This is a genomic window from Roseibium sp. HPY-6 (assembly GCF_040530035.1).
In the GTDB taxonomy this organism is placed as follows: Bacteria; Pseudomonadota; Alphaproteobacteria; order Rhizobiales; family Stappiaceae; genus Roseibium.
The window spans coordinates 126,451-150,490 of the sequence record NZ_JBEWCD010000001.1 but is presented as its reverse complement, the minus strand read 5'-3'; the positions used below and the strand labels follow the sequence as shown (position 1 = coordinate 150,490).

The 24,040-nt window shown below is 56.1% G+C and carries 17 protein-coding genes and 1 tRNA gene; 12 read left to right on the top strand and 6 right to left on the bottom strand.

Annotated elements, in window-relative coordinates:
* Positions 1-437: 437 nt before the first annotated feature.
* From ABVF61_RS00695 to prfB, 3 genes are all read left to right on the top strand, one after another.
* On the top strand, positions 438-1,739 hold the full coding sequence (locus ABVF61_RS00695; RefSeq protein ID WP_353991625.1) for an N-acetylmuramoyl-L-alanine amidase: 1,302 nt from the start codon (positions 438-440) through the stop codon (positions 1,737-1,739).
* A gap of 187 nt (positions 1,740-1,926) precedes the next feature.
* Positions 1,927-4,371 (top strand): penicillin-binding protein 1A, encoded by a 2,445-nt coding sequence (locus ABVF61_RS00690; RefSeq protein ID WP_353993648.1) that lies wholly within the window; start codon positions 1,927-1,929, stop codon positions 4,369-4,371.
* 154 nt (positions 4,372-4,525) lie between these two features.
* Positions 4,526-5,657 (top strand): peptide chain release factor 2 gene (gene prfB / locus ABVF61_RS00685; RefSeq protein ID WP_353991624.1). Its coding sequence is split into 2 segments (ribosomal slippage): positions 4,526-4,594 and positions 4,596-5,657, totalling 1,131 coding nucleotides; the frame shifts between segments, so codons are not numbered across the junction.
* Between the two features lie 49 nt (positions 5,658-5,706).
* Here the strand turns inward: prfB and ABVF61_RS00680 are convergent.
* The 3 genes from ABVF61_RS00680 to bcp form a co-directional block, all read right to left on the bottom strand.
* Positions 5,707-6,993: a M23 family metallopeptidase gene (locus tag ABVF61_RS00680; RefSeq protein ID WP_353991623.1), complete on the bottom strand. Its 1,287-nt coding sequence runs from the start codon at positions 6,991-6,993 to the stop codon at positions 5,707-5,709.
* 156 nt (positions 6,994-7,149) lie between these two features.
* Positions 7,150-7,986: a ferritin-like domain-containing protein gene (locus ABVF61_RS00675; RefSeq protein ID WP_353991622.1), complete on the bottom strand. Its 837-nt coding sequence runs from the start codon at positions 7,984-7,986 to the stop codon at positions 7,150-7,152.
* A gap of 35 nt (positions 7,987-8,021) precedes the next feature.
* Positions 8,022-8,489, bottom strand: coding sequence for a thioredoxin-dependent thiol peroxidase (gene bcp, locus ABVF61_RS00670; protein WP_353991621.1), 468 nt, complete (start codon positions 8,487-8,489; stop codon positions 8,022-8,024).
* A 244-nt stretch (positions 8,490-8,733) separates the two neighbouring features.
* On the opposite strand from bcp, the gene ABVF61_RS00665 reads away from it, so the two are divergent.
* Positions 8,734-11,979, top strand: a complete 3,246-nt coding sequence (locus ABVF61_RS00665) for a YhdP family protein (RefSeq protein ID WP_353991620.1) — start codon at positions 8,734-8,736, stop codon at positions 11,977-11,979.
* Between the two features lie 37 nt (positions 11,980-12,016).
* On the opposite strand, the gene tyrS is transcribed toward ABVF61_RS00665, so the two are convergent.
* The gene (gene tyrS / locus ABVF61_RS00660) at positions 12,017-13,270 is read right to left on the bottom strand and encodes a tyrosine--tRNA ligase (protein ID WP_353991619.1); all 1,254 of its coding nucleotides are present in this window, start codon (positions 13,268-13,270) and stop codon (positions 12,017-12,019) included.
* A 555-nt stretch (positions 13,271-13,825) separates the two neighbouring features.
* On the opposite strand from tyrS, the gene ABVF61_RS00655 reads away from it, so the two are divergent.
* The gene (locus ABVF61_RS00655) at positions 13,826-14,095 is read left to right on the top strand and encodes a tyrosyl-tRNA synthetase (RefSeq protein WP_353991618.1); all 270 of its coding nucleotides are present in this window, start codon (positions 13,826-13,828) and stop codon (positions 14,093-14,095) included.
* 138 nt (positions 14,096-14,233) lie between these two features.
* Complete coding sequence (locus tag ABVF61_RS00650; RefSeq protein WP_353991617.1) at positions 14,234-15,271, top strand: DmpA family aminopeptidase; 1,038 nt, start codon at positions 14,234-14,236, stop codon at positions 15,269-15,271.
* 74 nt (positions 15,272-15,345) lie between these two features.
* Here ABVF61_RS00650 and glnA read toward each other — a convergent pair whose 3' ends face one another.
* Complete coding sequence (gene glnA, locus ABVF61_RS00645) at positions 15,346-16,755, bottom strand: type I glutamate--ammonia ligase (RefSeq protein WP_353991616.1); 1,410 nt, start codon at positions 16,753-16,755, stop codon at positions 15,346-15,348.
* A 125-nt stretch (positions 16,756-16,880) separates the two neighbouring features.
* Complete coding sequence (locus ABVF61_RS00640) at positions 16,881-17,219, bottom strand: P-II family nitrogen regulator (protein ID WP_006934743.1); 339 nt, start codon at positions 17,217-17,219, stop codon at positions 16,881-16,883.
* 367 nt (positions 17,220-17,586) lie between these two features.
* On the opposite strand from ABVF61_RS00640, the gene ABVF61_RS00635 reads away from it, so the two are divergent.
* From ABVF61_RS00635 to ABVF61_RS00610, 6 genes are all read left to right on the top strand, one after another.
* Positions 17,587-19,134, top strand: a complete 1,548-nt coding sequence (locus tag ABVF61_RS00635) for an NAD(P)H-hydrate dehydratase (RefSeq protein WP_353991615.1) — start codon at positions 17,587-17,589, stop codon at positions 19,132-19,134.
* 88 nt (positions 19,135-19,222) lie between these two features.
* A tRNA-Leu gene (locus tag ABVF61_RS00630) sits at positions 19,223-19,307 on the top strand.
* A 128-nt stretch (positions 19,308-19,435) separates the two neighbouring features.
* Positions 19,436-20,788: a DUF6538 domain-containing protein gene (locus ABVF61_RS00625; protein WP_353991614.1), complete on the top strand. Its 1,353-nt coding sequence runs from the start codon at positions 19,436-19,438 to the stop codon at positions 20,786-20,788.
* Positions 20,789-21,008: 220 nt separating this feature from the next.
* Positions 21,009-22,265, top strand: a complete 1,257-nt coding sequence (dcm, locus tag ABVF61_RS00620) for a DNA (cytosine-5-)-methyltransferase (protein WP_353991613.1) — start codon at positions 21,009-21,011, stop codon at positions 22,263-22,265.
* A complete protein-coding gene (locus ABVF61_RS00615; RefSeq protein ID WP_353991612.1) occupies positions 22,258-22,713 on the top strand; it encodes a very short patch repair endonuclease in 456 nt (151 codons plus the stop codon). The genes dcm and ABVF61_RS00615 overlap by 8 nt, the downstream gene beginning before the upstream one ends.
* Entirely contained in the window at positions 22,713-24,038 is a 1,326-nt protein-coding gene (locus ABVF61_RS00610) for an MvaI/BcnI family restriction endonuclease (RefSeq protein ID WP_353991611.1), read from the top strand. Before ABVF61_RS00615 ends, ABVF61_RS00610 begins: the two co-directional genes overlap by 1 nt.
* Positions 24,039-24,040 lie beyond the last annotated feature (2 nt).

Below are 24,040 nucleotides of genomic sequence, written 5' to 3'. Positions count from 1 at the left end.
TTGTACTTTGCCGGCAGAACAGAGAGGGGGGTGCCGCTGCATCTGCTGCCAGTAGCGGACGGGTTCGACCTTTCTGATCCTTCTCCTGCGCTGATGTCTGCCGAACCGGCAGGGCCCGTTGCGCAAGTAGTTGGTTCAAAGGTTTCCCGAAACCCGGCCCGCTTCAACCGGACACGCTTTGGCGCGACAGAACGGCCTCTGTTCCGTCGCAAGTATGCCCTGGATTGCGATGACGCTGTGGATAGATCACCCTGTTCGTCATCGGGGAAGGTATCGGTTTCGAACCGAAATCCGTAAGGTACTTTTACGATCCGCTGATCCTCTTTGCAAGCAGTGGAAAAAGCATAAGCCATTTTCCTTCGCCGGGTTATGGCGTATGAGAGGAGCGGGCAGGGCGTGATACTGAGCAAATCGTGCGCAACATGGCCGGAGAAATTGTGAACAAAATCGGGACAAAACCTCAGGTGGCGGGTGATGAATCGTTGCTCAGGCCGGCTTTCGGCTGGGCATTCGTTCCGATCGCACTGTTATTTTTCACTTTTTTTGCGTTCATGGCATCGAACGCAGCATTGGGCGCTGGCAAACCCGATCCGAAGGTCATTGGAGCACGTGTTGCAGGTGATGAAGACCGGACCCGATTCGTTCTGGACATGAATTCGCAGGTGACACCGGCCATTTCCGGGCTCTCGAAACCGTACCGTTTGATCATCGATTTGCCGGAAGTCGAGTTTTTGTTGCCGGAAGATGCCGGGTCGTCCGGGCGTGGAATGGTAACGAACTGGCGCTTCGGAATGTTTGCAAAGGGCAAATCGAGGATCGTTCTCGATTTGAGTGGTCCCGTTCGTGTGGACAAAACCTTTTTTCTGCCCGCAGTTGACGATCAGCCTGCACGTCTGGTGATGGACCTCGTGCGCTCCGACCCCGATCAGTTCGCTGCGTTCGTTGAGGAATCCAGAGGCGTCGCAAAGAGTGAGGCCTTAAAAACAAAAGCGAAATCCGACAAGCTGCCTGCGTCGGGAAGCGGTGACAAACCATTGATCGTCTTGGATCCGGGGCACGGCGGCATTGACAATGGCGCGACAGGCGTTGGCGGCACACTGGAAAAGGCCATCGTTCTGGATTTCGCCAATCTCCTGAGAGATAAACTTGAAGAAACAGGTCTTTACGACGTTCGCCTGACCCGCGAAGACGACACGTTTGTGTCCTTGTCCCGGCGCGTCGAGATAGGACATGAACTGGAAGCCGACCTATTCATTTCGATCCACGCGGACTCGGTTCGGCGCGGCCGCAAACTGGCAAGGGGCGCAACGGTTTACACCTTGTCGGACAAAGCGTCTGACCAGCTTTCTGCCGAGCTTGCCGAGGTCGAAAACATGTCCGACGTCATTGCGGGCGTCGAGCTGGACGAGGAACCGACGGAAGTCACCGATATCCTGCTTGATCTGGCCAAGCGTGAGACGCGATCGTTTTCGAGCTACTTCGCAAAGACGCTTGTGACCGAGCTCAAGAGCGCCGTTCGCCTCATCAAGAACCCGCATCGTTCCGCGGGATTTCGCGTTCTGAAGGCACACGATGTGCCGTCAGTACTCGTGGAACTCGGATATCTGTCGAACGAACACGATGAGAAGCTTTTGGTTACCGAAGAGTGGCGCGAGCGCATGGCAAATGCGATGAGCGAAGCGATACACGGCTTCTTCAGACCAAGGCTCGCGCGTCAGCAGACAACGCCATCACAATGAATGCTTGGATTTGTCACGCAAATTGAGCGCCTTGTGTGGTATTTGCCTCAGCATCGCCATATTGGTGCACGAGGAAACATTCAGGTATTTGTGATAACTGGTACGCCTGCGTGTCGAGTTAAGGTTTACGTGTTAAAACGTGGCTTAGAGCAATGACGGGGAAAGACGAGCCCGCAATATGAAATTCTTGGTGAAATTTTTCGGTTACCTGTTCGGTATTGGAGCCGCATTTGCGCTCTTGGTTGCAGCAGGCGTGTGGATGTACCTGCAGCACCTTGACGAAGACCTTCCGGATTATACCGCGCTCAAGAACTATGAGCCGCCGGTCATGACGCGTGTCCATGCCGCTGACGGTAGTCTGATGGCCGAGTACGCGACCGAGAGGCGCATGTTCCTGCCGATCCAGGCAATTCCGGACAGAGTGAAACAGGCGTTTATTTCCGCCGAGGACAAGAATTTTTACTCCCATATTGGCGTTGATCCCGAAGGGATCGCCCGTGCGGCGGTCCGTTTCGTTCAAAACTACGGATCTGGTAAGCGACCGGAAGGCGCGTCTACGATCACGCAGCAGGTCGCGAAGAACTTCCTTCTCACCAACGATCTGTCCATCGTGCGTAAAATCAAGGAAGCCATCCTGTCGCTGCGGATTGAGCAGGCTTACACGAAAGACGAGATTCTCGAGCTTTATGTTAACGAGATCTATTTCGGTCTTGGAGCGCACGGGATCGCTGCAGCAGCCCTGATCTACTTTGACAAATCCGTGCACGAACTCAGTCTTGAGGAAGTTGCCTATCTGGCCGCGCTCCCCAAGGCACCCAACAACTACCATCCCTTCCGATACACAGACCGTGCGATCGCGCGCAGGAACTACGTCATCGACCGCATGATTGAAGATGGTTATGTGGACGTGGAAGAGGGCGAAGAAGCGAAAGACAAGCCGATTGTCGTCACGCCGCGCAAAAGCGGATCCCGTCTTTTTGCTGCCGAGTATTTCACTGAGGAAGTCCGGCGTGAGGTTGCAGACATCTTTGGCGACACACGGCTTTACGAAGGCGGTCTTTCTGTTCGGTCGACGCTCGATCCTGAACTTCAGAAAATGGCGCGCAAATCGCTCATGGACGGGCTGATCGATTTCGATCGAAAGCGCGGCAGCTGGAACGGCCCGATCGACCGTATCGGTCTGGGCGCTGACTGGGGCGTTGATCTTTCCAAAATCGAAGCCCTGAGCGACATACCCGAGTGGACCCTGGCAGTCGTTCTGGAGAGCGGCAGCGATCAGGCAACGGTAGGCGTTCAACCGGATGTCCTGGTGAGCGGGAAACTCTCCGAAGAACGCAAGACCGGACCGCTGTTCCTCGACACCATGAAATGGGCACGCGTAAGCGGTCGCGCTCCCGATTCCGTGTCGGATGTACTGGCACCCGGAGATGTCGTTTATGTCCAGGAAAGTCAGGTTGCGCCCGGTACTTTTGAGCTTCGTCAGATACCCAAAGTATCCGGTGCTCTTGTCGCGATGGATCCTTACACCGGTCGCGTTCTTGCGCTGGTTGGAGGCTTCAGCTTCGCACAGAGCGAGTTCAACCGTGCCACACAGGCGTACCGCCAGCCGGGATCCTCGTTCAAGCCGTTCCTTTATGCCGCTGCTCTGGACAACGGCTACACACCGTCCTCGGTGATCATGGATGCGCCACTGGAAATCAGCCAGGGACCGGGCCTCGGCACATGGCGGCCGCAGAATTATGGTGGCAAGTTCTATGGTCCTTCCACCCTGCGCACAGGGATCGAACGCTCCAGAAATGTGATGACGGTTCGTCTTGCGCAGGATATGGGCATGCCGCTGGTTGCAGAGTATTCCAAACGGTTCGGCATTTACGACAACATGCTGCCGGTTCTTTCCATGTCGCTTGGCGCGGGTGAGACCACGGTGCTGAGAATGACCACGGCCTACGCCACCATTGCCAATGGTGGGCGCAAGGTTCGTCCTACATTGATTGACCGTATTCAGGACCGCTACGGACGCACGATCTACAAGCACGACAGCCGGATCTGCGACGGGTGTACCCAGAACATTTGGGAAGGTCAGCAAGAACCGTCGTTGATCGACGACCGCGAACAGGTGCTCGACCCGATGACCGCCTACCAGATCACATCGATGATGGAAGGCGTGGTCCAACGCGGTACAGCAACATCAGTACGCGCGGTGGAGCGGCCGGTCGCCGGCAAGACCGGAACCACGAACGACGAGAAGGACGCCTGGTTCATGGGCTTCACGCCTGACCTCGCAGTCGGTGTCTTCGTCGGCTACGACAATCCGAAGCCGATGGGCCGCGGCGCAACAGGTGGACAGGTTGCTGCGCCTATTTTCACCGATTTCGTCAAAAAAGCGCTCTCGGACAAACCTCCTGTCGAGTTCCGTGTCCCGCGCGGTCTGCAGCTAATCGCTATCAACCGCAGCACAGGCGGTCGGGCGTCACCGGGTGCTCCGGGCGCGATTCTCGAAGCGTTTAAGCCCGGAATGGCACCGAATGACAGTTATGCGGTGATTGATTTCCAGAGTACGCTCGGCGTTCCGACTGCGGTCTCGACCGAGGCACAGCGAGCAGTAACCGAGGGCACCGGGGGACTCTACTGACACGGTGGGCGCGCTACCGGTTTCCGGAACAGACGCTCCTCGTCCAATGACGGTTTACACTGCCAGTATGCGCGGCTAAGGTCGCGCTCCAAGTTTCGGCCCGGCGTCTTCGACAGAAGCCCGGGCCGCTTCACATAAAATAGCGAGGTATCCGATGCGCGCCGAAATGGAAGCCATCGTCGATGAAATCAAGCAGGCCATAAGCCTGCTGAGGAGGCATCTTTGACTGGGACCAGGCACTGGTCAGGTTAGAGGAACTGAATGCCCTATCGGAAGATCCCAACCTTTGGAATGACCCCGGAAAGGCGCAGAAACTGATGCGGGAGCGTCAGCAGCTCGATGACGGCATTACAGGCGTTCGGGAACTCGAGCAGGATCTGGCCGACAATGTCGAGTTCATCGAACTTGGCGAGATGGAAGACGACACGTCTGTTGTTGAAGACGCCGAGGACGCTTTGCGCGGTCTGAAGGAGAAGGTCGACAAGCTACAGCTTCAATCCTTGCTCTCCGGCGAAGCCGATGCAAACGACACTTACATCGAAATCAATTCCGGCGCCGGCGGCACCGAAAGTCAGGACTGGGCTTCCATGCTGCTGCGCATGTATCGCAGGTGGGCGGAAAAGCATGGTTTCAAGGTTGAGGTCCTGGAGTATCACGACGGCGAAGAAGCCGGTATCAAGTCTGCAACCCTTCTGATCAAGGGTGAAAATGCTTATGGCTGGATGAAAACGGAGTCCGGGGTTCACCGGTTGGTGCGTATCTCGCCCTACGACAGCAATGCGCGGCGCCACACGAGCTTTTCCAGTGCCTGGGTTTATCCGGTCATTGATGATTCCATCGAAATCGACGTCAACGAGAGCGACTGCCGCATTGATACCTACCGCGCTTCAGGCGCTGGCGGTCAGCACGTCAACACGACGGACTCAGCGGTGCGGATCACGCACCAGCCGACGGGTATCGTCGTTCAGTGTCAGTCCGAACGGTCGCAGCACAAAAACCGGGCGACAGCCTGGGGCATGCTCAAGGCACGCCTTTATGAAGCCGAGCTGAAAAAACGCGAAGAAGCGGCGAATGCTGAGGCGGCCTCCAAAACGGATATCGGATGGGGGCATCAGATCCGCTCATACGTCCTTCAGCCCTATCAGCTTGTCAAGGACCTGCGCACCGGTGTGGAAAGCACTTCGCCAGGAGATGTGCTTGACGGGGATCTGGACAAATTCATGGAAGCTGCGCTTGCACAAAGGGTTTTTGGCGGAGACCCGGTCGAAGTTGACGATATCGACTAAGCTTGGCACTTGGACCTGGTGAGACCAACGGGGCCATTGGCCCCGTTTTTTACAAGGACAGGGCCGAGAGCTTTTCGCCTGCCGTTAGGAAGTGTCCGGGGTCGTGCGGTTTGTCATTCCGGCGGATCTCGTAGTGCAGATGGGCACCCGTCGAACGGCCCGTTGATCCGACATTTCCGATCAAGTCACCCGCAAGCACGTGATCTCCTTCGGCAACCTGCATGCGGCTCAAATGGGCATAACGAGTGACAAAGCCATTGGCGTGTTTGATCTCAACCATCTTGCCGTAACCGCCGGCCCACTTGGCCCTCAAAACGGTGCCGGGTGCAGTGGAATAAACACGCGCCCCATAGGGAGCCTTGAAGTCGATACCGGTGTGCATCGCAAGGCGTCGAAGGAATGGGTCGACACGCGGGCCATAGCGGCTCGAAACGCTGCCGTTGCGGAGCGGGCGCTCAACTGGAAGGCGGAGCGCTGTGAACTTGACGCGGCGCAGCGTCTTCAGAGCGCTATCGGCCCGCTTCAGCCGGCCGGGAAATGTTGTTCCGGATACAGGGGTAAACGGTCCGCCAATCGAGCTGTCCTTCATAAGCGCCGCGTTCACGGATGGAGCGATCTTGCGCGTAATGCCGAGTATGTCTTCTATCCGGCTTTCGGTCGCAACGGTGATGGCATCGACTGCTGCGGTGCTTTCGACATCCATCTCCGAAATATCGGCCTTCACGGCGTCAAGCGCTGCCTGCTTTTCAGAGTTTTTTTTTAAGTCGCCTCGGGAGGAAGCGGGCGCGGGTGTGGTCTTTTGCAGGATTGTGAGCGGGTCAACGCTTCTGCTTGTGGTTTCGCGCAAGCCCAAAGCCTTGACCGGTTCATCAATCAGTTCGCTCTCACCACCGATTGCCGACTTGTCATCGCTCCCGATAGACGCCAGACCAAGTGAGTCCAGTGACGGTTTTTGCTGCGGAAGCGGTTTGTCGGTGCTGAGATAGATGCCTACGCTTTCAGCGCGTGCCACCAGGTCCGCCACGATTGCATGGCGCTGGTTCAGGTCCTGTTGGCGCCGCAGAACATCCATAACCTGAATTTCGACGGTTTCCCGGTCGACCATCTGCCGGCTTGTCAGTTTTTCGATTTCAGTCCGCAGCCGGTCGATGTGATCCTGGTACTCCAGAACGAGCTCGGTGCGCTCGGCAGATGCTTCCGCGATCATGTCGCTTCGCATGAGATAGTAGCCTGCCGTTCCACTCACACCGAGCGTTGCGGCAACGCAGGCGAGGGCACCGCATATCAGATGTATGGGCCGTACGCTGTAGGTCGTGGATTTGGCGCTTCTATCCAACGAAGAATGGTGTGCCGCCATTCTTGGCGTTTGATGAGACCGCATCTGTTTTTGGCGCTGTTGCATGATCACTCAGTCACTGTCTGCATTCTGCAAAAGAACTGATGCTGATTAGAATTTGGTAAGGTTAATAAATCGTCTGCAAGCGCATCGAAATTAGCCGGTAAGAGGGGCAAGGGGCTTGTAAAATCCGGGGGTTAGGCCTGCTTCTGATCTTGCACGATCATTAAATGGCGGTTTCAAAGTGCCACGAAAATGCTTCCGCACGAAGAAATGGAAAGCCGACTCAGGTCTGATTCTCTGCCGGTCACACAAGAATCGAAACCATTTCGCACCGAACGCTACGTGATTTTTTTCATCCCGGTAGATGATTTCGAGACACTTTGCGGTGTCATCGTCACCAATCTCACGCGCCTTTTCGATCATGGGCGGTGTAATGTCGAGGCCTCGCGCCTCCAGCACCAGTGGAATGATGGCAAGGCGTGCCGCCAGGTCGTGCCCGGTGTCCTGGGCCGCTTCCCAGAGGCCATCATGCGCCGGAAGGTCGCCATACGCTGCTCCCAGCTTTTCAAGACGGTCTTGCAGCATCGAGAAATGTTTCGCTTCTTCAAGGCCGACACGCACCCAGTCATCGTAGTAGGAGCGAGGCAACCGCGCGTCAGCGAAACGGCCGATCAGGTCCCAAGTGAGATCGACGGCATTCAATTCGATATGGGCAAGAGAATGAATGAGAGCGAGGCGACCGGACTTTCCCGAAAGACTGCGCTTCGGCATGTCACGCGGAGCTCTCAGTTCCGGCTTTTGTGGGCGTCCCGGACGATCCGGCATTCGGCCGTCTTTTGATGGCGAGCCAAGCGCTATGCCTCGCTGGAACCAGGCTTTTGAGACGGCATATGCCAATTCGACCTTTTCAGAAGTATTTGCTGCGCCAACGATAGCCCTAGCCCCTGCGACCAGTGTGGAGGCAGGAGCATTTGCGGCTTTATCTGTCATGTTTGTCTCGACCGGATCTTATGCGACTGCCGGTTCTATAGTGCGGATGCAGCCTCAAGAACAGCGTCTGCGTGCCCTGGTACTTTCACTTTGCGCCAGATCTGCGCGATCGCGCCGTCCTTGTTGACCAAAAACGTTGATCTCTCAACGCCCATGTACTTCTTCCCGTACATGGATTTTTCGACCCACACGCCATAGGCTTCCGCCGTCTTGATATCGGTATCAGCGCCAAGGCGAACCGCGAGATTGTGTTTGGCTATGAAATTGTCGTGCTTTTTTGCCGAGTCAGGCGAAATACCGACAATGGTCACTCCCAACTTATTGAACTCATCGTTCAACTCCGTGAAGGCGATTGCCTCTTTGGTGCAGCCCGGTGTGTTGTCTTTCGGGTAGAAATAAACAACGACCGGTTTTCCCTTAAGTCCGCTCAGAGACACGCGTCCACCACCGTCACTCTCCAGATCAAAGTCAGGGGCTGCGTCTCCAATTGCAAGTTCCTGCATCGCGTCATCCTTCTGTCATAATTTGTGCGTTTTTGCCGCTACCGGGTGCCAGCGCGCACGCAGTAGTCGATTTTGAGACGGGTTTCGAATTATCATAGGTCGCGTTGCGACTCGTTCAATGCGCGCTAGAACAAGTAATTGAAACTTTGTGCTCCTCGCGAGCCAAGCAGCTGACAACGGGCAGGAGAGCCGACTGAACTTGTTTCGTAGATCTGGCGTCGGAAAGAGCGAAGAAAAAGCTGGGGTGCGGAAACGTTTTCGCAGGCGTATCTGGTTTGCGAGTGCGATCATTCTTGTGTTGGCAATTGCCGGCGTCGTTGCGCTTTTTGCATCCGGTCCAGTCCCAGTACCGTTTATGGGCAGTATTCTTGCCGCACAGGGAACGCGAGGTCCCGTAACGCTGTCCATAGAACGGGCAAGTCTGGATTTTACCGCGCCGGAAGGCGTCGAAGTCGTTCTGGAAGATGCTGTCGCTGAGATCGCCGGCCCGGCGCCGGTGACGCTGAGTTTGCCCAAGCTGGTTGTGCCTATGGACCGAGAAGCCTTGTTGTCGGGCAAGTTGCGGTTCTCCTCGCTGATACTCGATAGTCCCAGAATTCAGGTGACGATGTCGGGTGGCCCGGCCAAAATTCCTGAGGTCGGACCGCTCATGGAGGCCATCGACCGCACCAGCGATGTCGTTGACGATCAGTTCGCACGACGTGGATTAAGGCTCGTGCGCGTCAGGAATGGTTCGGTAAATCTGGCAGGAAAGACGCCGCGCCAATTTGAAGGCATCGACGCTTACATCATGAGAACGGAAGACCGGGTCATTCGGGCGAATGCGAAGGTGACCGGGAATGTCTCAACATGGCGGCTCGAACTTGTGCGTGAAGCGGAGGAAGACGAGGCGCAAAAGACCATAGGTGTCGTTGTAAACGGTATCACGCTTGCTGAATTGCTCGGTCCGGATGCTTTGAACAGGCAGGGAAAGGGGCTTGGGTTACCGGCATCTGCAAAAGTTGAAACCAGCCTGGATAAAGATGGAAATTTTTTGTCGGCGAATGCGGTTGCCCGGGTGAGAAACGGCTGGTTTCAGCTGGGCAAAACGATTGTCGCATTCGACGATGCCGCACTTTCGCTGTTGTTCAAGGCGGGACAGGATACGATCGAGGTCACGCGGTCCCACGTCATACGCGGGAACACACGCATTTATTTCTCCGGCCAGATCAAGCCTGACGAAGCGGACACGGGCGATTGGACGATCGGTCTGGATGCGGATCACCCGCAATTTGGTTCTGCGGATGTGAAGGAAGCGCCTCAGATGCTGGATGGCGTGAAAATCCGCGCACGGTTTAATCTTGTCAAGAAACTGATTTCGATCGACAGGTTTGTTGCCCGATCCGGCAAGGCGATCGCGCAGCTGGTCGCATCTGTGGAAGTGACGCAGGAAGGTCCTTATGTCGCAATTGCAGCGGCAGGTGAAAACATTCCGATCGCGACCGTCAAGCAAGTCTGGCCGATCACGCTTGTGCCGCCGGCGCGCAGTTGGGTGAACGACAATATCAAGGGCGGAACAGTTCGGACGTTTTCCTATTCCGCCGCTATTCGCCCGCCTGCCTTCAATCATAGGGACCCGGACGCGGGTTGGTCCGGCAACGATATGGTGATGGAAATGTCCTTCACCGATGGCGCCGTGACGCCATTTGGCGAGCTGCCTGAGGTTGGCGGACTTGAAGGCACAGTGCAGGTGGCCAACGAGGTCCTTACGGTTACGTCTCGCAATGGAGTCGCAACAACGCTGACTGGTGGCGAGGTTACAGTGCCGGAAAGTGTATTTGAGATTTATGATCTGCCTCAACGGGAAGGTAAAACGGCCAGTATTTCTGCGAAGGTGGAGGGAGACGTTGAAAACCTCGCTTCGGTTGCCAACAGCGAGCCATTGAGCGTCGTTGACAGGGCCGGTCTGCAGCAAGGCGGGGCAACCGGTACCGGCAGTATCGACGTCGTCGCCCGGTTTCCGCTCGCAAAGGGCATTGACGTGGAGGACATCGACTGGCGCGCGACTGGCGAGCTTGTAAGCTTCTCCGATTCAAATCCGATTATGGGCCGGACAATAGAAGATGCGGATGTGCAGATAGATGCCAACCCGGATCAGGTTGCGATTACCGGCAATGGAACGCTTGACGGTTTGTCCGCCGATATCGACCTGATTGTGCCTCTCGGCGAATCCGGTGTTGCCGGGAAGCAGGATGTTGTTGTCTCGGTAACCGCCAGACAGCTTAAGGAGAAGGGAATCGATCTCACGGCCTTTCTCGATGGTGATCTTGTTTTGAGCGTAACCGGTGTCAGCGATGGGCAGAAATTCTCGGTCGATTTGCAAAAAGCCGAAATCGCTTTGCAGGCGCTCGGGTGGCGGAAGGCGAAGGGCGTTCCGGCCAAAGCCACCTTCAAACTTGTCGAAACAGAGGACTTCCAACTGGTTCGAGACTTCAATCTGTCTCTGGAGGGTGCGACCGTTTCGGGTGCCATGCGCCTTTCCGATGCAGGCGAGTTGATCGACGCGTCTTTCGACACATTCAGATTGCGTCCCGGGGATGACGCAGATGTCGACATCAAACGGACTGCGGATGGACGCTATGACATTATTTTTTCCGCAGCGGCGTTTGACGGACGCGGCTTGATCCAGAGCCTCACGAGCCCGGGTGGTAGCCAGGGTGCCGGTGATTTTTCCGAGGGAGCACGCATCGCAGCGTCGATCGACCGCGTGACAGGCTTTAACCGGCAAACGCTGCAGAATTTTACCGGAAAAATTGAGACTGGCCGCAAAGGCCTGCGCACCGCAGACCTCAGCGGACTCATCAACGGCCAGTCCGATTTCGAATTCAAGGTGAGCGAGCAGGGTGCCAGCCAGATTGCCACGGGCCAGTTTGCCGACACCGGTGCGACCCTGAAATTCCTGGACTTTTATGAGCGCATGGAAGGGGGGCGGGGTGTGCTCAGCGTCGCCATGGCAGACGAGGACAGTTGGGCTGGCGATTTCAAGGTTCGTTCGCTCCGCATCACCGAAGATCCCGCCATCCAAAGCATTCGAGAACGCGAGCGTAACAACCTGGATCCCGATGACCCCGTTGCAAGCAAACGCACGTCAGAGGGAACTGCAAACTTCGATACGATGGATATCAATTTCACGCGGGAAGGCGATGTGATGACCATCATTCGTGGCGCTCTTCAGGGAAATGTGCTGGGCGGGACAGTGAGCGGTACCGTCAACCTGACGGAACAGACGCTGAGCTTGAGCGGAACATTCGTTCCGATTTACGCACTCAACAACTTCTTCGCGAAAATACCAATTCTGGGATTTGCCTTGGGTGGCAACTCGGGAGAAGGCCTGATCGGGGTAACCTACCGCCTGACCGGTTCCGTGTCGGATCCGGTCCTGACCGTCAATCCGATTTCCGCGATTGCGCCGGGTATCTTCCGGAAAATGTTTGAATTCCAGGCAAACTGAACGACCGGTCCTTCAGTTTACCCGAAGAGGACCGGTATCAGACCGGCTTCAACAGCACGTGCTTTTTCTTGCCGAGCGACAGCTTGATAATTCCGTCGCCGGTAATGTCTTCAGAAGAAAGCTGGCGCCGGTCGTTGCTTTCGTTCCGGTCGTTGATTTTAACGGCGCCGCCCTTGATGTTACGGCGGACATCGCCATTGGAAGCACAGAGGCCCGCCGTCACAAACGCGCTCAAGACGCCGAGACCTGCCTCCAATTCAGCCCTGGGAATTTCGATGGTTGGCAGGCCTTCTGCCGATTGGCCCTCTTCAAACGCTTTCCGCGCCGTTTCAGCTGCAGCTTCGGCGTTCTCACGCCCATGAATGAGAGCAGTCGCTTCAGTCGCCAGTACCTTTTTAGCGTCGTTGATTTCGGAACCTTCAAGAGCAGCGAGACGTGAAATCTCGTCCATCGGCAGGACGGTGAACAGCTTCAGGAAGCGTTCGATATCCGCGTCCTCGGTGTTGCGCCAGTATTGCCAATAGTCATAGGCGGACAATTGTTCCTCATTAAGCCAGACAGCACCGGCAGCCGTCTTGCCCATCTTGGCGCCCGAGGCTGTGGTCAGGAGCGGGGAGGTCAGCGCAAAGGCTTCCTTTTCTGCCAGCCGGCGCACAAGGTCGGTGCCTGAAAGAATGTTCCCCCACTGGTCCGACCCGCCCATTTGCAACCGGCATCCTGTCCGCCGGTAGAGCTCGAGAAAGTCGTAACCCTGGAGAAGCATGTAGTTGAATTCAAGGAAGGACAGATGCTGCTCGCGCTCCAGGCGCAGACGAACGGAATCCCTCTGAATCATTTGATTGACCGAAAAATGCCGGCCGATCTCGCGTAGGAAGTCCACATAGTTGAGCTTCAGCAGCCAGTCCGCGTTGTCGAGCATAATGGCATCAGTCGGCCCGTCACCAAAGCGCAGGAGCTTTTCGAAGACTTTGCGTATACCGGCCTTGTTGTCCTCAATGGTTTCTTCAGTGAGGATCTTTCGACTTTCGTCCTTGCCGGAGGGATCGCCAACCCTGGTTGTTCCGCCGCCCATGAGCGCAATCGGGCGATGGCCTGTTTGCTGGAACCAGTGCAGCATCATGATCGGAACGAGCGAGCCAGCGTGAAGACTGGGTGCAGTGCAGTCAAAGCCGATATAGGCCGTAACACATTCTTTCGAACACAATTCGTCGAGCCCTTGGGGATCGGAAATCTGATGAATGAAACCGCGTTCGGAGAGAACGTTCAGGAAGTCCGATTTGAACTCACTCATTGTGGTGTCCGTGCCTGTGTGTTGTGTTCGCCGGCTGGCTGTTCTTCGGACGTGCTCTAGCGCGTGGCTGGCGCGTTGTAAATTGCAGACGAACGAAAATCAGCCCAGTTCCGACCTGGCCCATTACCAACGGCCGTTTCAGTCAGGCCATCCCCCGACAATGCCTCAATCGCGTGTCGGACCAGAACCAAGAACCTTCATGCATAGTCATTTGAGTTCGCCATGGTCCCAAGAAATTTCATGGTTGTCCGAATGCGAGCGCGGGACCGTCTCATCCAGCACAGCCTGTCATTCTATCTCTAACGGAATGGTTCCTTCATCCAAAACCGGCCAGACACTCGGTCCTATAGGCACGCGGTATCGTAGCGGCAAGTATCGCCCACATTCTGCTTGCCCTATTTGCTGTGTGGATACCCGATTTAAGTGGTTGTTGGGCTCGTTCATACGAATGTGACTTAGCGTGATGGCTATCACAGCGGCGTGAGGCGGCAGAACGTAAAGTTGTTTCATCAGCAAGAGAGAGAGACTTTTGAAGATCAGTTGAGAGGAACCGTTATGTTTCGTAAATTTGCCATCGCCGCCGTTACCGTTGCCACAGTCGCAACCGCGGCCATAACCATTGCCCCGTCCGAAGCTCATGCCAAAAACCGTGCCGGCGCTGTTGCTGCAGGTGCAATCATCGGACTGGCCGCCGGTGCGATTATCGGCTCCCAGGCGCAGCCACGTTACTACCAGCCGGTTCGTTGCCACAATCAGCCGATCCGCCGCTGGAGCCCTTATCAGCGTCAGTATGTTGTCGTTGGATACCGCCAGGTCTGTTATTGATCTGAGCGAGTTGCAGGAACTACCTGCGAAAACTCAGAGCATAACGAAGAGCCTCCTTCGGGAGGCTTTTTCGTATTGAGCGACCCTCAATTCTCCCCTTCAATACCGTATGTTCCGAATCTAGACTTGCGGTATCTCATGTCTTCACTGCCACTTTCTCCCGCGCGTTCCAAAGGCCTTGTGTTTGGCGACATGCAGCCGGGTCCGCGTAACAGCATCACGGATGTGGAGGGTGTAACGGTTGGCCACCGAACGGTGTCTGAAGGTGATCTCAGAACCGGGTTCACCGCTGTCCTGCCGCATCAGGGCAACCTTTTTCTCAACAAGCTTCCAGCTGCTTCCGACGTCATCAACGGTTTTGGCAAGAGTGCCGGACTGATCCAGGTGGAAGAACTCGGAACGTTGGAAACGCCCATTCTGTTGACCAACACATTCGCCGTCGGAACCGGGATCAACGCGCTGATCAGACGGGAACTGTCCATCAATCCGGACATCGATCGTGCTGGCGGAACTGTCAATCCACTCGTGATGGAGTGCAATGACGGGTATCTAAGTGACATCAACGCAATGGCCTTGAGCGAAGCGGATGCTTTTGCCGCGCTGGATGCGGCCGCAAAGAACTTCGAACAGGGCAGCGTTGGTGCCGGTACAGGAATGAGCGCGTTCGGTTTCAAGGGCGGTATTGGCTCCGCATCGCGCGTTTTTGAGCTGGATGGCCGCTCCTATGTTCTCGGGACCCTTGTCCAGGCCAATTTCGGCAAACCGGGCGATCTTGTCCTTCCGGACGGCCGAAAGCCAAACCCTGACGATCCCGGACGGAGCGAAGAACGTGGTTCGGTCATTGTCGTTCTGGCGACAGATGTGCCGCTTGAAAGCCGTCAGTTGAAGCGCGTCGCCCGGCGCGCCGCCGCTGGTCTTGGGCGGCTTGGAGCGTTTTACGGCAACGGCAGCGGAGACATTGCCCTCGCGTTTTCCACCGCACGGAAGCTCCCGCACTTTAGCGATGGCGACTTCATCGCTCGCGATGTTCTTCAGGAAGACAGAATTGATGTTTTGTTCAAGGCGGTGGCAGAGACCACCCAGGAAGCCGTGCTCAATGCGATGATCGCATCTCCGGCGATGACAGGCATCAAAGGTAGACACCGACCGTCATTGGCAGACTGGCTGGAGGTTTAGACCGCGCCTTGCCAGAAAACAAAAAAACCCCGGCCGATTGGCCGGGGTTTCTTTTCCAACAAGAACGATTGTTCTTAGACGGAATAGTACATGTCGAATTCGACCGGATGCGGTGTCATTTCGAAGCGCTCGACTTCTTCCATTTTCAGCTCGATGTATGCATCGATCTGATCGTCGTCGAAGACGCCACCGGACTTCAGGAACTCACGGTCGGCATCGAGGCTTTCCAGGGCTTCACGCAGTGAGCCGCAAACCGTCGGGATCTCGGCCAGTTCTTCAGCCGGCAGATCGTAGAGGTTCTTGTCCATGGCATCGCCCGGATGGATCTTGTTCTTGACGCCGTCAAGGCCAGCCATCAGCAGCGCCGAGAAGCACAGGTACGGGTTTGCGGTCGGATCCGGGAAACGGACCTCGATGCGTTTCGCCTTCGGAGAGGACGTGAACGGGATACGGCAGGATGCCGACCGGTTGCGTGAAGAGTAGGCCAGAAGAACAGGCGCTTCGTAACCCGGCACCAGGCGCTTATAGGAGTTGGTGGACGGGTTGGTGAAGGCGTTCAGGGCTTTTGCGTGCTTCAGGACACCACCGATATAGTAGAGGCAGGTCTCGCTGAGATCGGCATACTGGTTGCCGGCAAAGACAGGATCGCCGTCTTTCCAGATGGACTGGTGGCAGTGCATGCCGGTGCCGTTGTCGCCGAAGACCGGCTTCGGCATGAAGGTGGATGTCTTGCCGTAAGCGTGTGCGACCTGGTGGACGACGTATTTGTAGACCTGCATGTTGTCGGCACAGCGGGTCAGCGTGTCGAACTTCATGCCGAGCTCGTGCTGCGCAGCAGCCACCTCGTGGTGGTGCTTTTCAGTCGGAACGCCCATTTCGCTCATGACGGAGAGCATTTCGGAGCGGATATCCTGTGCGCTGTCGACCGGCGGGACCGGGAAATACCCGCCCTTGGTGCGCGGACGGTGGCCGAGGTTGCCGGTTTCGTATTCAGAACCCATGTTGGACGGCAGTTCGGAGCTGTCCAGGATGAAGCCTGTGTTGTACGGATCGGCATTGAAGCGGACGTCATCGAACATGAAGAATTCTGCTTCCGGGCCGAAATAGATGGTGTCACCGAAGCCGCCGGACTTGACGTAGGCTTCCGCCTTTTTAGCCGTCATGCGCGGGTCGCGGTTGTAGCCTTCGCCGGTGATCGGGTCGACGATGTCGCAGAAGATCGCCATTGTGGACTGTGCAAAGAACGGGTCCATGTGAGCTGTTTCCGGATCGAGGATCAGCATCATGTCGGACTCGTTGATGGCTTTCCAGCCGGCGATGGACGAGCCGTCAAAGGCAACGCCTTCAGCGAACATGTCTTCGTCAACAAGTGCAACGTCCATTGTTACGTGCTGCATCTTTCCGCGCGGATCGGTAAAGCGCAGGTCGACGAATTTCACGTCCTTTTCCTGAATCTCCTTCAGGACGTCAGCGGCAGTGGTCATTATGTCCATCCCTTTGATTATCTTGTGAACGGTTGGGTTTGGGTCCGAGCCTTCAGAGGCGTTTGTATTTCTCTGTTTGGTAAGGCCGGGGTTCAGATCACCGGCGGATGCCGGAATTAGGTGGGTCAGATCGCGTCGATACCGGATTCGCCAGTACGGATGCGGACAGCTTCCTCGATATTTGAAACAAAGATCTTGCCGTCGCCAATGCGACCTGTTTGCGCAGCGGAGCGGATCGCGTCAACCGCTTTCTCGACCATATCGTCGCCAAGCACAATCTCAACTTTTACCTTCGGCAGAAAATCGACGACATACTCTGCGCCACGGTAAAGTTCCGTGTGGCCTTTCTGGCGGCCAAAGCCCTTGGCTTCCGTTACGGTGATGCCCTGAAGGCCCACTTCCTGAAGAGCCTCTTTGACCTCGTCCAGTTTGAAGGGCTTGATGATCGCTTCGATCTTTTTCATCACCTTATGTCTCTCTCCACATAGCAGGCCGGGTAAGTCGGCGGGCTCATTGTTGGCCGGTAAGCTCGGGACAAGCGTCCGCGATTACCGGCGTAAACCGGTGTGTCGTGCTTAGCATGATGCATGCCAATCTGCGGGCGCGCCGGGTACTAATTTTCAAGGTAAAGATTTCCGCCAAGAAAAGCGGCAATTCGTGCTGCAGAGCAACACTTCCGGCTCCGACTGCAAAGATAGAATGCATATTAATTAATCAAAATGCCTAAAAAATATACTTACAAGAGATTGGGTTGTCGATAAATCGCTATCACTGGGATAATCATCACGCGCATCGCCCGCAATTTGCAATCGCCCGGAGCAATTGGTCGAGATGAATTTCAACGCCGGAAAATCAAAAGCCATTCTCCTGACGCCAGATGAAATGGGCCGTGCCGACAGGCTGACGATCGAAAGCGGTGTCCCGGGCATCGTTCTCATGGAACGTGCGGGTCAGGCGGTTGCAAGGGCCGCACGCGAGCTCGTTCCAAAAGGCGGCCGTATTCTCTATCTGTGCGGTCCGGGGAACAACGGCGGAGATGGTTTCATCGCAGCCCGCTGTCTTGAGGCGGCAGGCTATGAATCACGCTTGATGCTTCTCAGGGACCCCGATTGCCTCAAAGGTGACGCGCGCATCGCCTTCGAGCAACTGGATGCCGGGGTACGGGACCGGATCGCCTATGTTGTGATGGGCGACAACGTCGCAGATGGCCTTGTCGATGAACTCGCCATGGCTGACCTTGTCGTCGACGGGCTCTTCGGGGCCGGGCTGGACAGGCCCTTGTCCGATGCGGTCCGCAAACTCGTCGAAGTCGTCAATCAGTCCCAGGTTCCGGTTCTTGCGATCGATTTGCCGTCTGGCGTCAACGGCACCAGCGGCGAGATTGTGGGCGAGGCGATAAGATCACGTGCGACGATAACGTTTTTCCGAAGGAAGCCGGGACATGTCCTCTATCCGGGGCGGGACATGTGTGGTGAGACGAAGGTTGCCGATATCGGTATCTTGCCCACAACGCTCGATCAAATCGCGCCCGATACATACGTGAACAGTCCGGATCTCTGGCTCAAAGCCTGGCCTTGTCCGTCGGTTGGCGGACACAAATATACGCGCGGACACGCCGTCGTCTTCGGCGGTCCGATGTCGTCGACCGGCGCCGCGCGTCTTTCAGCCGGCGCCGCGCTAAGGGCAGGGGCGGGGCTTGTGACTCTCGGCTCGCCGCCGGATGCCATGATGGTCAATGCATCGCATCTGACGGCCGTGATGCTAAAGAAACTCAGCGACGCCGTTTCCATATCGGAATATCTGCAGGACCGGCGTTTGAATGCGGTTTTGATAGGTCCCGGTTTCGGCGTTGGTGAAAAGACACGCGACACGGTTGCCGCCATTTTGGAAACAAGCCGCGCAAGCGTTCTGGATGCGGACGCGCTCACAAGTTTTGCCGCAGAACCGGACGCAGTCTTCAAGCTGATCAAAATGGCGAACGTGCCAGTGATCATGACGCCGCATGAAGGAGAGTTTGCGAGACTTTTCCCTGATCTTGGCGGCGACAAGGTCGTTAGAGCCCGCAAAGCGGCCGCGCAATCCGGCGCGGTTGTCATACTAAAAGGGCCGGACACAGTGATTGCTGCCCCAGATGGGCGCGCGGTCATCAACGAAAATGCGCCGCCCTGGCTGGCGACGGCCGGATCAGGCGACGTTCTTGCCGGGATAGCGGTCGGTCTGCTGGCGCAGGGCGTTCCAGGATTTGAGGCCGCGTGCCAGGCAGTCTGGATGCACGGGGAGGCGGGTAATGTCGCCGGACCAGGGTTGATTGCCGAAGATCTCGGCCCTGCGCTGAAAACGGTGACAGCAGGACTTGTGGACAAGACGCGGGCCAAGTGAGCGCGCTGACACCTTTTTCCTTTGACGGGAAAAAGAGCGGTGCTATAGAAGCCCCGCTTTAAACGCGGTGCCCAAAGGCGCCAGCGATGCGGATGTGGTGAAATTGGCAGACACGCCAGATTTAGGTTCTGGTGCCGCAAGGCGTGGGGGTTCAAGTCCCTCCATCCGCACCATTTGCTCTCAGGTAAGTTATTGTTTTAACTTAGAAAATTAGATTTGTTTGACCTATAAATCCTAAATATGTCGAAAAGTGATGTACATTTTGATGTACAAAATGATGTACATTTCTTAGCCTTCGGGCATGAGTGATCCCGACCGGTACCTGAAAAATCGAAATGGAAAATGGTACTACGTGCGCCGGATCCCGGGGCATGTGCAGGACCTTGTCGGTCAATCCCGGATCAGTCTGACGCTCAAAACAGACTCGCTTGAAACTGCCCGTGTGCGTCGGGATGCCATGGAGGATGCGGATGCCGCCTATTGGGCGAAGCTCATTGCGCAATCGCCAGCCGAACAGGCAGAGGCGCGTTACAAGGCCGACAAGGCGCGCTGCATGGCGCTCGGCTATGTATGGAAGAGTTTGGACCACCTGGTTGCCGAGGCGGCTCCTGAGGAGCTTGTGTCGCGTGTTCTGAGCGTTGGAAACGGTTCGGATACCTCCAGAACCGCAAAGGCGGATGCGCTGCTCGGAACAGCCAAAAGGCCGACAATAGCTGTATCGAAGGCGCTAGAGGTGTTTCTGGCCGAGATTGCTCCAGATCTCATGCGCAACAAAAGCCCGCAACAAAAACGCACCTATCAAAAGGTCAAGCAACGGGCGGTGAACAATTTCATTGAGATCTGCGGCGACAAGGGCATGGCAGATATCACCCGTGAGGATGCCGTAAAGTTTCATGCCTGGTGGCAAAAGCGTGTGACAGGGGATATTGAACCGAAATGCTCGCCGAATTCCGGTAATCGGGATGTCGGCAACATGCGCAAGCTGTTCGACGACTATTTCAAGCATATCGGCGAGGACGATCTGCCAAATCCGTTCCGGAACCTGCGATTCCGCGAGCGCAAGATCGACAAGAAGAAACGGCCGGCGTTTCCGACCGACTGGATCCGCGACCGGATTCTGCGTCCTGAAACGTTCAAGGGGCTGAACCGCCAGGCGAGCGGCATCCTGCTTGTGCTGATAGAGACGGGCTGCCGGCCGTCAGAGATCTGCAATTTACCGGCACATCGTATTCACACGGACGCCAAGGTACCGTTCATCGAGATCGAGTTTCAGGAACAACGAGAGCTGAAAACGGAATCGAGCATTCGCCGAATCCCTCTTGTGGGTGTCGCGCTCCAGGCGTTGAAGCTTTTTCCCGAAGGCTTCACGCGCTATCTCGACAAGGAAGAGAACTTTTCACAGATTGCGCGGAAGCACTTTCGAGCGAAAGGTCTTTTTCCAACGGAAAATCACGTGATCTATTCACTACGCCACTCGTTTGAGGACCGCATGAAGGAAGGCCGGATTGATCCAGAGATCCGGCGATACCTTTTCGGTCATGCGATCGACCGGCAGGTCTACGGCGACGGGGCTTCGATGGAGTTTTTGCAGGGCGAACTCGACCGGATAGTGTTCCCCTATCCCATGGCTCTTGTTGACAAGTTGCGCGATTAATTGGGCATGAACTGCAAATCCTTTGATTGGCCAAGCCGTCATCTCTTTCAATTGCTTCAATACGACTATCCCCCTCAAAACTCTAAATTGAGAAATACTCCGGTACTTAAAACCCTGTGCAAAATTCACACGAGTACGAACAAAAAGAGAACAAGCCAATTGATCGCCGAGTCAACTCGTGTCAGGCTGGCAAAAATCGACACAGAAAGGATTCGGGCACGTGGCCAAAACGCAGGGACAGAAATCCGAGTTCAAGCGCCTGCGTGAGCTGGCCGGTCTGACACTGGAGGAAGCCGCAAGGGTGACCAGAGCGTCCCTTCGATCGGCGTACCGTCATGACAATGGCGAATGCTCTCCATCGCCGCTGGCCCTTGATATTCTGCAAATGTTGGCTGACAACTCGGGCAGGGTCGACAAACAAGCCAGTTTCCGGTTCATAGACCTTTTCGCCGGAATCGGAGGCCTCAGGATCGGATTTGAAAATATAGGTGGCAAGTGCGTCTTCACCAGTGAATGGGACAAATACGCTGTGGAGACCTACCGGAAAAACTTTTCGTGTGATGCCGACCATGTGTTTGCCGGAGACATCCGGGAATATACCACCGGTGACGAAGCCCTTGCCCGGATCCCGAAGCATGATGTGCTACTGGCCGGGTTCCCCTGCCAGCCATTTTCGATCGCAGGCGTCTCAAAGAAAAATGCCCTCGGCCGTCCGCACGGCTTCATGTGTGACACGCAGGGAACCCTGTTTTTTGATGTGGCGCAGATTATCAGGCACCACAAGCCCAGGGCCTTCCTGCTGGAAAACGTCAAAAACCTCGAACGACACGACCGCGGCAAGACATTCGCCACCATCATAAACGTGCTCGAAAACGAGCTTGGGTACAGCGTCACCACAAAGGTAATCAGCGCCCGGCCGTGGGTGCCCCAGGGCCGAGATCGCATCTTCATTGTCGGCTTTCGTGAGGAAAACGGTTTTTCGTTCGATGAACTCGAGTATCCGGCTGAACCGGAGCCAACACTGGGCAGTATTCTCCGGCAGAATGTCGACCCGAAATACACCCTGACCCCGAAGCTCTGGCAGTACCTCCAGGACTACAAGAAAAAACACACGGCAAAGGGCAACGGCTTCGGCTTCGGATTGTTCGGTCCGGGAGACGTCGCAAGAACACTTTCGGCGCGCTACTACAAGGACGGCTCGGAAATCCTGATTGACCAGGGACAGGGCAACCGTCCCCGCCGGCTGACTCCGCAGGAATGTGCGAGATTGATGGGCTTCGAGCGCGGAAACAGAGTCTGGCACATTCCGGTTTCCGACACCCAGGCTTACAAGCAGTTCGGTAATGCCGTTGTGGTTCCTGTCGTCGAGGCCATTGCAAAATCGATGGCACCTTACATTCATCCGGAAGCTGACGCGGACGTCGTCTCGCTGACCACAACCGTGGAGGAGCCGGAGGTGACGGCGGCGCATGGCTGACATTGTTTCAGCCAAAACCCGGAGCCGGATGATGGCCGGCATCAAGGGCAAGGATACCAAGCCCGAAATGGTTATCCGGTCGGCCCTCCACAAGGCCAATTTCCGTTATCGTCTCCATAATCGCAGGTTGCCCGGAAAGCCAGATCTAGTGTTTCGTAAATGGCGGGCTGTTCTTTTCGTGCACGGCTGTTTCTGGCACGGTCACGATTGTCATCTGTTCAAGATGCCCAAGACAAGAACCGGTTTCTGGAAGGACAAGATCGCCGGAAATGTCGCCCGGGATCAAAAGGCAGTCGTGGAACTTTTGTATGACGGGTGGCGTGTTGGAATCGTCTGGGAGTGTGCCCTCAAGGGGAAAACCAGACGACCTCTGGCGGACATCGTTTCCGAGCTTACACGGTGGCTGAAGGGCGAGGAAAGGCAGATCGAAATAAGAGGCACGACCTGATGATCGACACGTTGTCGGGCCTCATAAAACTTTTTCAGGAACACGGCGCAATTCGCTTTTATGCCAAAAAGCTTGCCCCCAATGACAATTCGAAGAACCAAGTCTATCTGGGCAGTGACTTTTCGGCGCTGAACATCATCCCGCACCAGGGTGTTTACACCGACGCGGACGATGTGGCGGGCAGCAAACGTGACCGTGCGAAGGCAGCGGTATCATTTGCCTGGGTCAATGAAAACGGGCGCTTTGAGGCACCGAACGCCCAGCTGATCCTTTATCCTGACTACCCAGAAGTCCGCATGTCCGGCTTCCTGAAAGGGTGCAAGGAAGCGCCCGGAGATATCATGCGGGTGAGGGATACGGGTCGTGTCCTTTTTCTCGGAATAAGCCCAAGCGGCCATGTGATAGGTCATGCAGTTGGTCCGGACCATTCGCTCGCACGCGAAATCCACGAGCGGAAAGACCTGCACCAGACAGGGGTGTTTCTGGAGCTTCTCGCAGAACCGGAAGCTGGGGACACCAGAGAGCGTCTTCTTGAAACACTGACCAGAATCTATCGCAAACACTGGATCCCGTCGCAGAAGCTGGGAGCTGACGGGTTCTCCCATCCCTACCGGGCCCGCAACGGCGGCGGATATACGCTTGAAGCGGAGTTGGGTATCAGCCCCAACGGCTACGCGGAGCCGGATTTCCTCGGCTGGGAAATCAAACAGTACGGTGTTAGCGACTTCAAGAGTTTCAGGCCCAAGAGCCCGGTCACTCTGATGACACCAGGACCCACGGGCGGTTTTTACCGCGAGAGCGGTGTCACCGGGTTCATGAGGCGCTACGCCTATGCCGACAAGAGTGGCAGGTCGGACCGGTACAATTTTGGCGGCGTCTATGCCTGCGACCGCGGCTATCACGCGGAGACCGGCCTGCAGCTTCGTATGATCGGCTACGACGTCGACACCTCAAAAATCACCGATATGACCGGAGGAATAGCCCTTCAGGACCGAAACGGGGAAGTGGCTGCGCTCTGGCAGTTCACCGGCATCATTGATCACTGGAACCGCAAGCATGCCCAGGCGGCCTATGTGCCGTCGCTGTTCCGGACACCGCCGCCAGAATACCATTATGGCCCCCGGATCCTCCTGTGCGAGCGAACGGACCTGACGCTCTTCCTTAAGGCGATCGCTGATGGTGCGGTCTATTATGATCCGGCGATAAAGATCGAGGATGCTTCAACGGATACACCGGCCATCAAGCGGCGCAGCCAGTTCCGCATCAGACACGACCAGCTTACCCGTATGTATCACCAGTCCGAAATTGTGGAACTTGCTGTTTAGGT

Bases quoted from the DNA above. Each gene is read 5' to 3' on its own strand.
- ABVF61_RS00610 (WP_353991611.1), top strand. From the start codon at position 22,713: ATGATCGACACGTTGTCGGGCCTCATAAAACTTTTTCAGGAACACGGC.
- ABVF61_RS00635 (WP_353991615.1), top strand. From the start codon at position 17,587: ATGAATTTCAACGCCGGAAAATCAAAAGCCATTCTCCTGACGCCAGAT.
- ABVF61_RS00625 (WP_353991614.1), top strand. From the start codon at position 19,436: ATGAGTGATCCCGACCGGTACCTGAAAAATCGAAATGGAAAATGGTAC.
- tyrS (WP_353991619.1), bottom strand. From the start codon at position 13,270: ATGAGTGAGTTCAAATCGGACTTCCTGAACGTTCTCTCCGAACGCGGT.
- ABVF61_RS00675 (WP_353991622.1), bottom strand. From the start codon at position 7,986: ATGACAGATAAAGCCGCAAATGCTCCTGCCTCCACACTGGTCGCAGGG.
- glnA (WP_353991616.1), bottom strand. From the start codon at position 16,755: ATGACCACTGCCGCTGACGTCCTGAAGGAGATTCAGGAAAAGGACGTG.
- bcp (WP_353991621.1), bottom strand. From the start codon at position 8,489: ATGCAGGAACTTGCAATTGGAGACGCAGCCCCTGACTTTGATCTGGAG.
- ABVF61_RS00650 (WP_353991617.1), top strand. From the start codon at position 14,234: ATGTCTTCACTGCCACTTTCTCCCGCGCGTTCCAAAGGCCTTGTGTTT.
- ABVF61_RS00655 (WP_353991618.1), top strand. From the start codon at position 13,826: ATGTTTCGTAAATTTGCCATCGCCGCCGTTACCGTTGCCACAGTCGCA.
- ABVF61_RS00640 (WP_006934743.1), bottom strand. From the start codon at position 17,219: ATGAAAAAGATCGAAGCGATCATCAAGCCCTTCAAACTGGACGAGGTC.
- ABVF61_RS00615 (WP_353991612.1), top strand. From the start codon at position 22,258: ATGGCTGACATTGTTTCAGCCAAAACCCGGAGCCGGATGATGGCCGGC.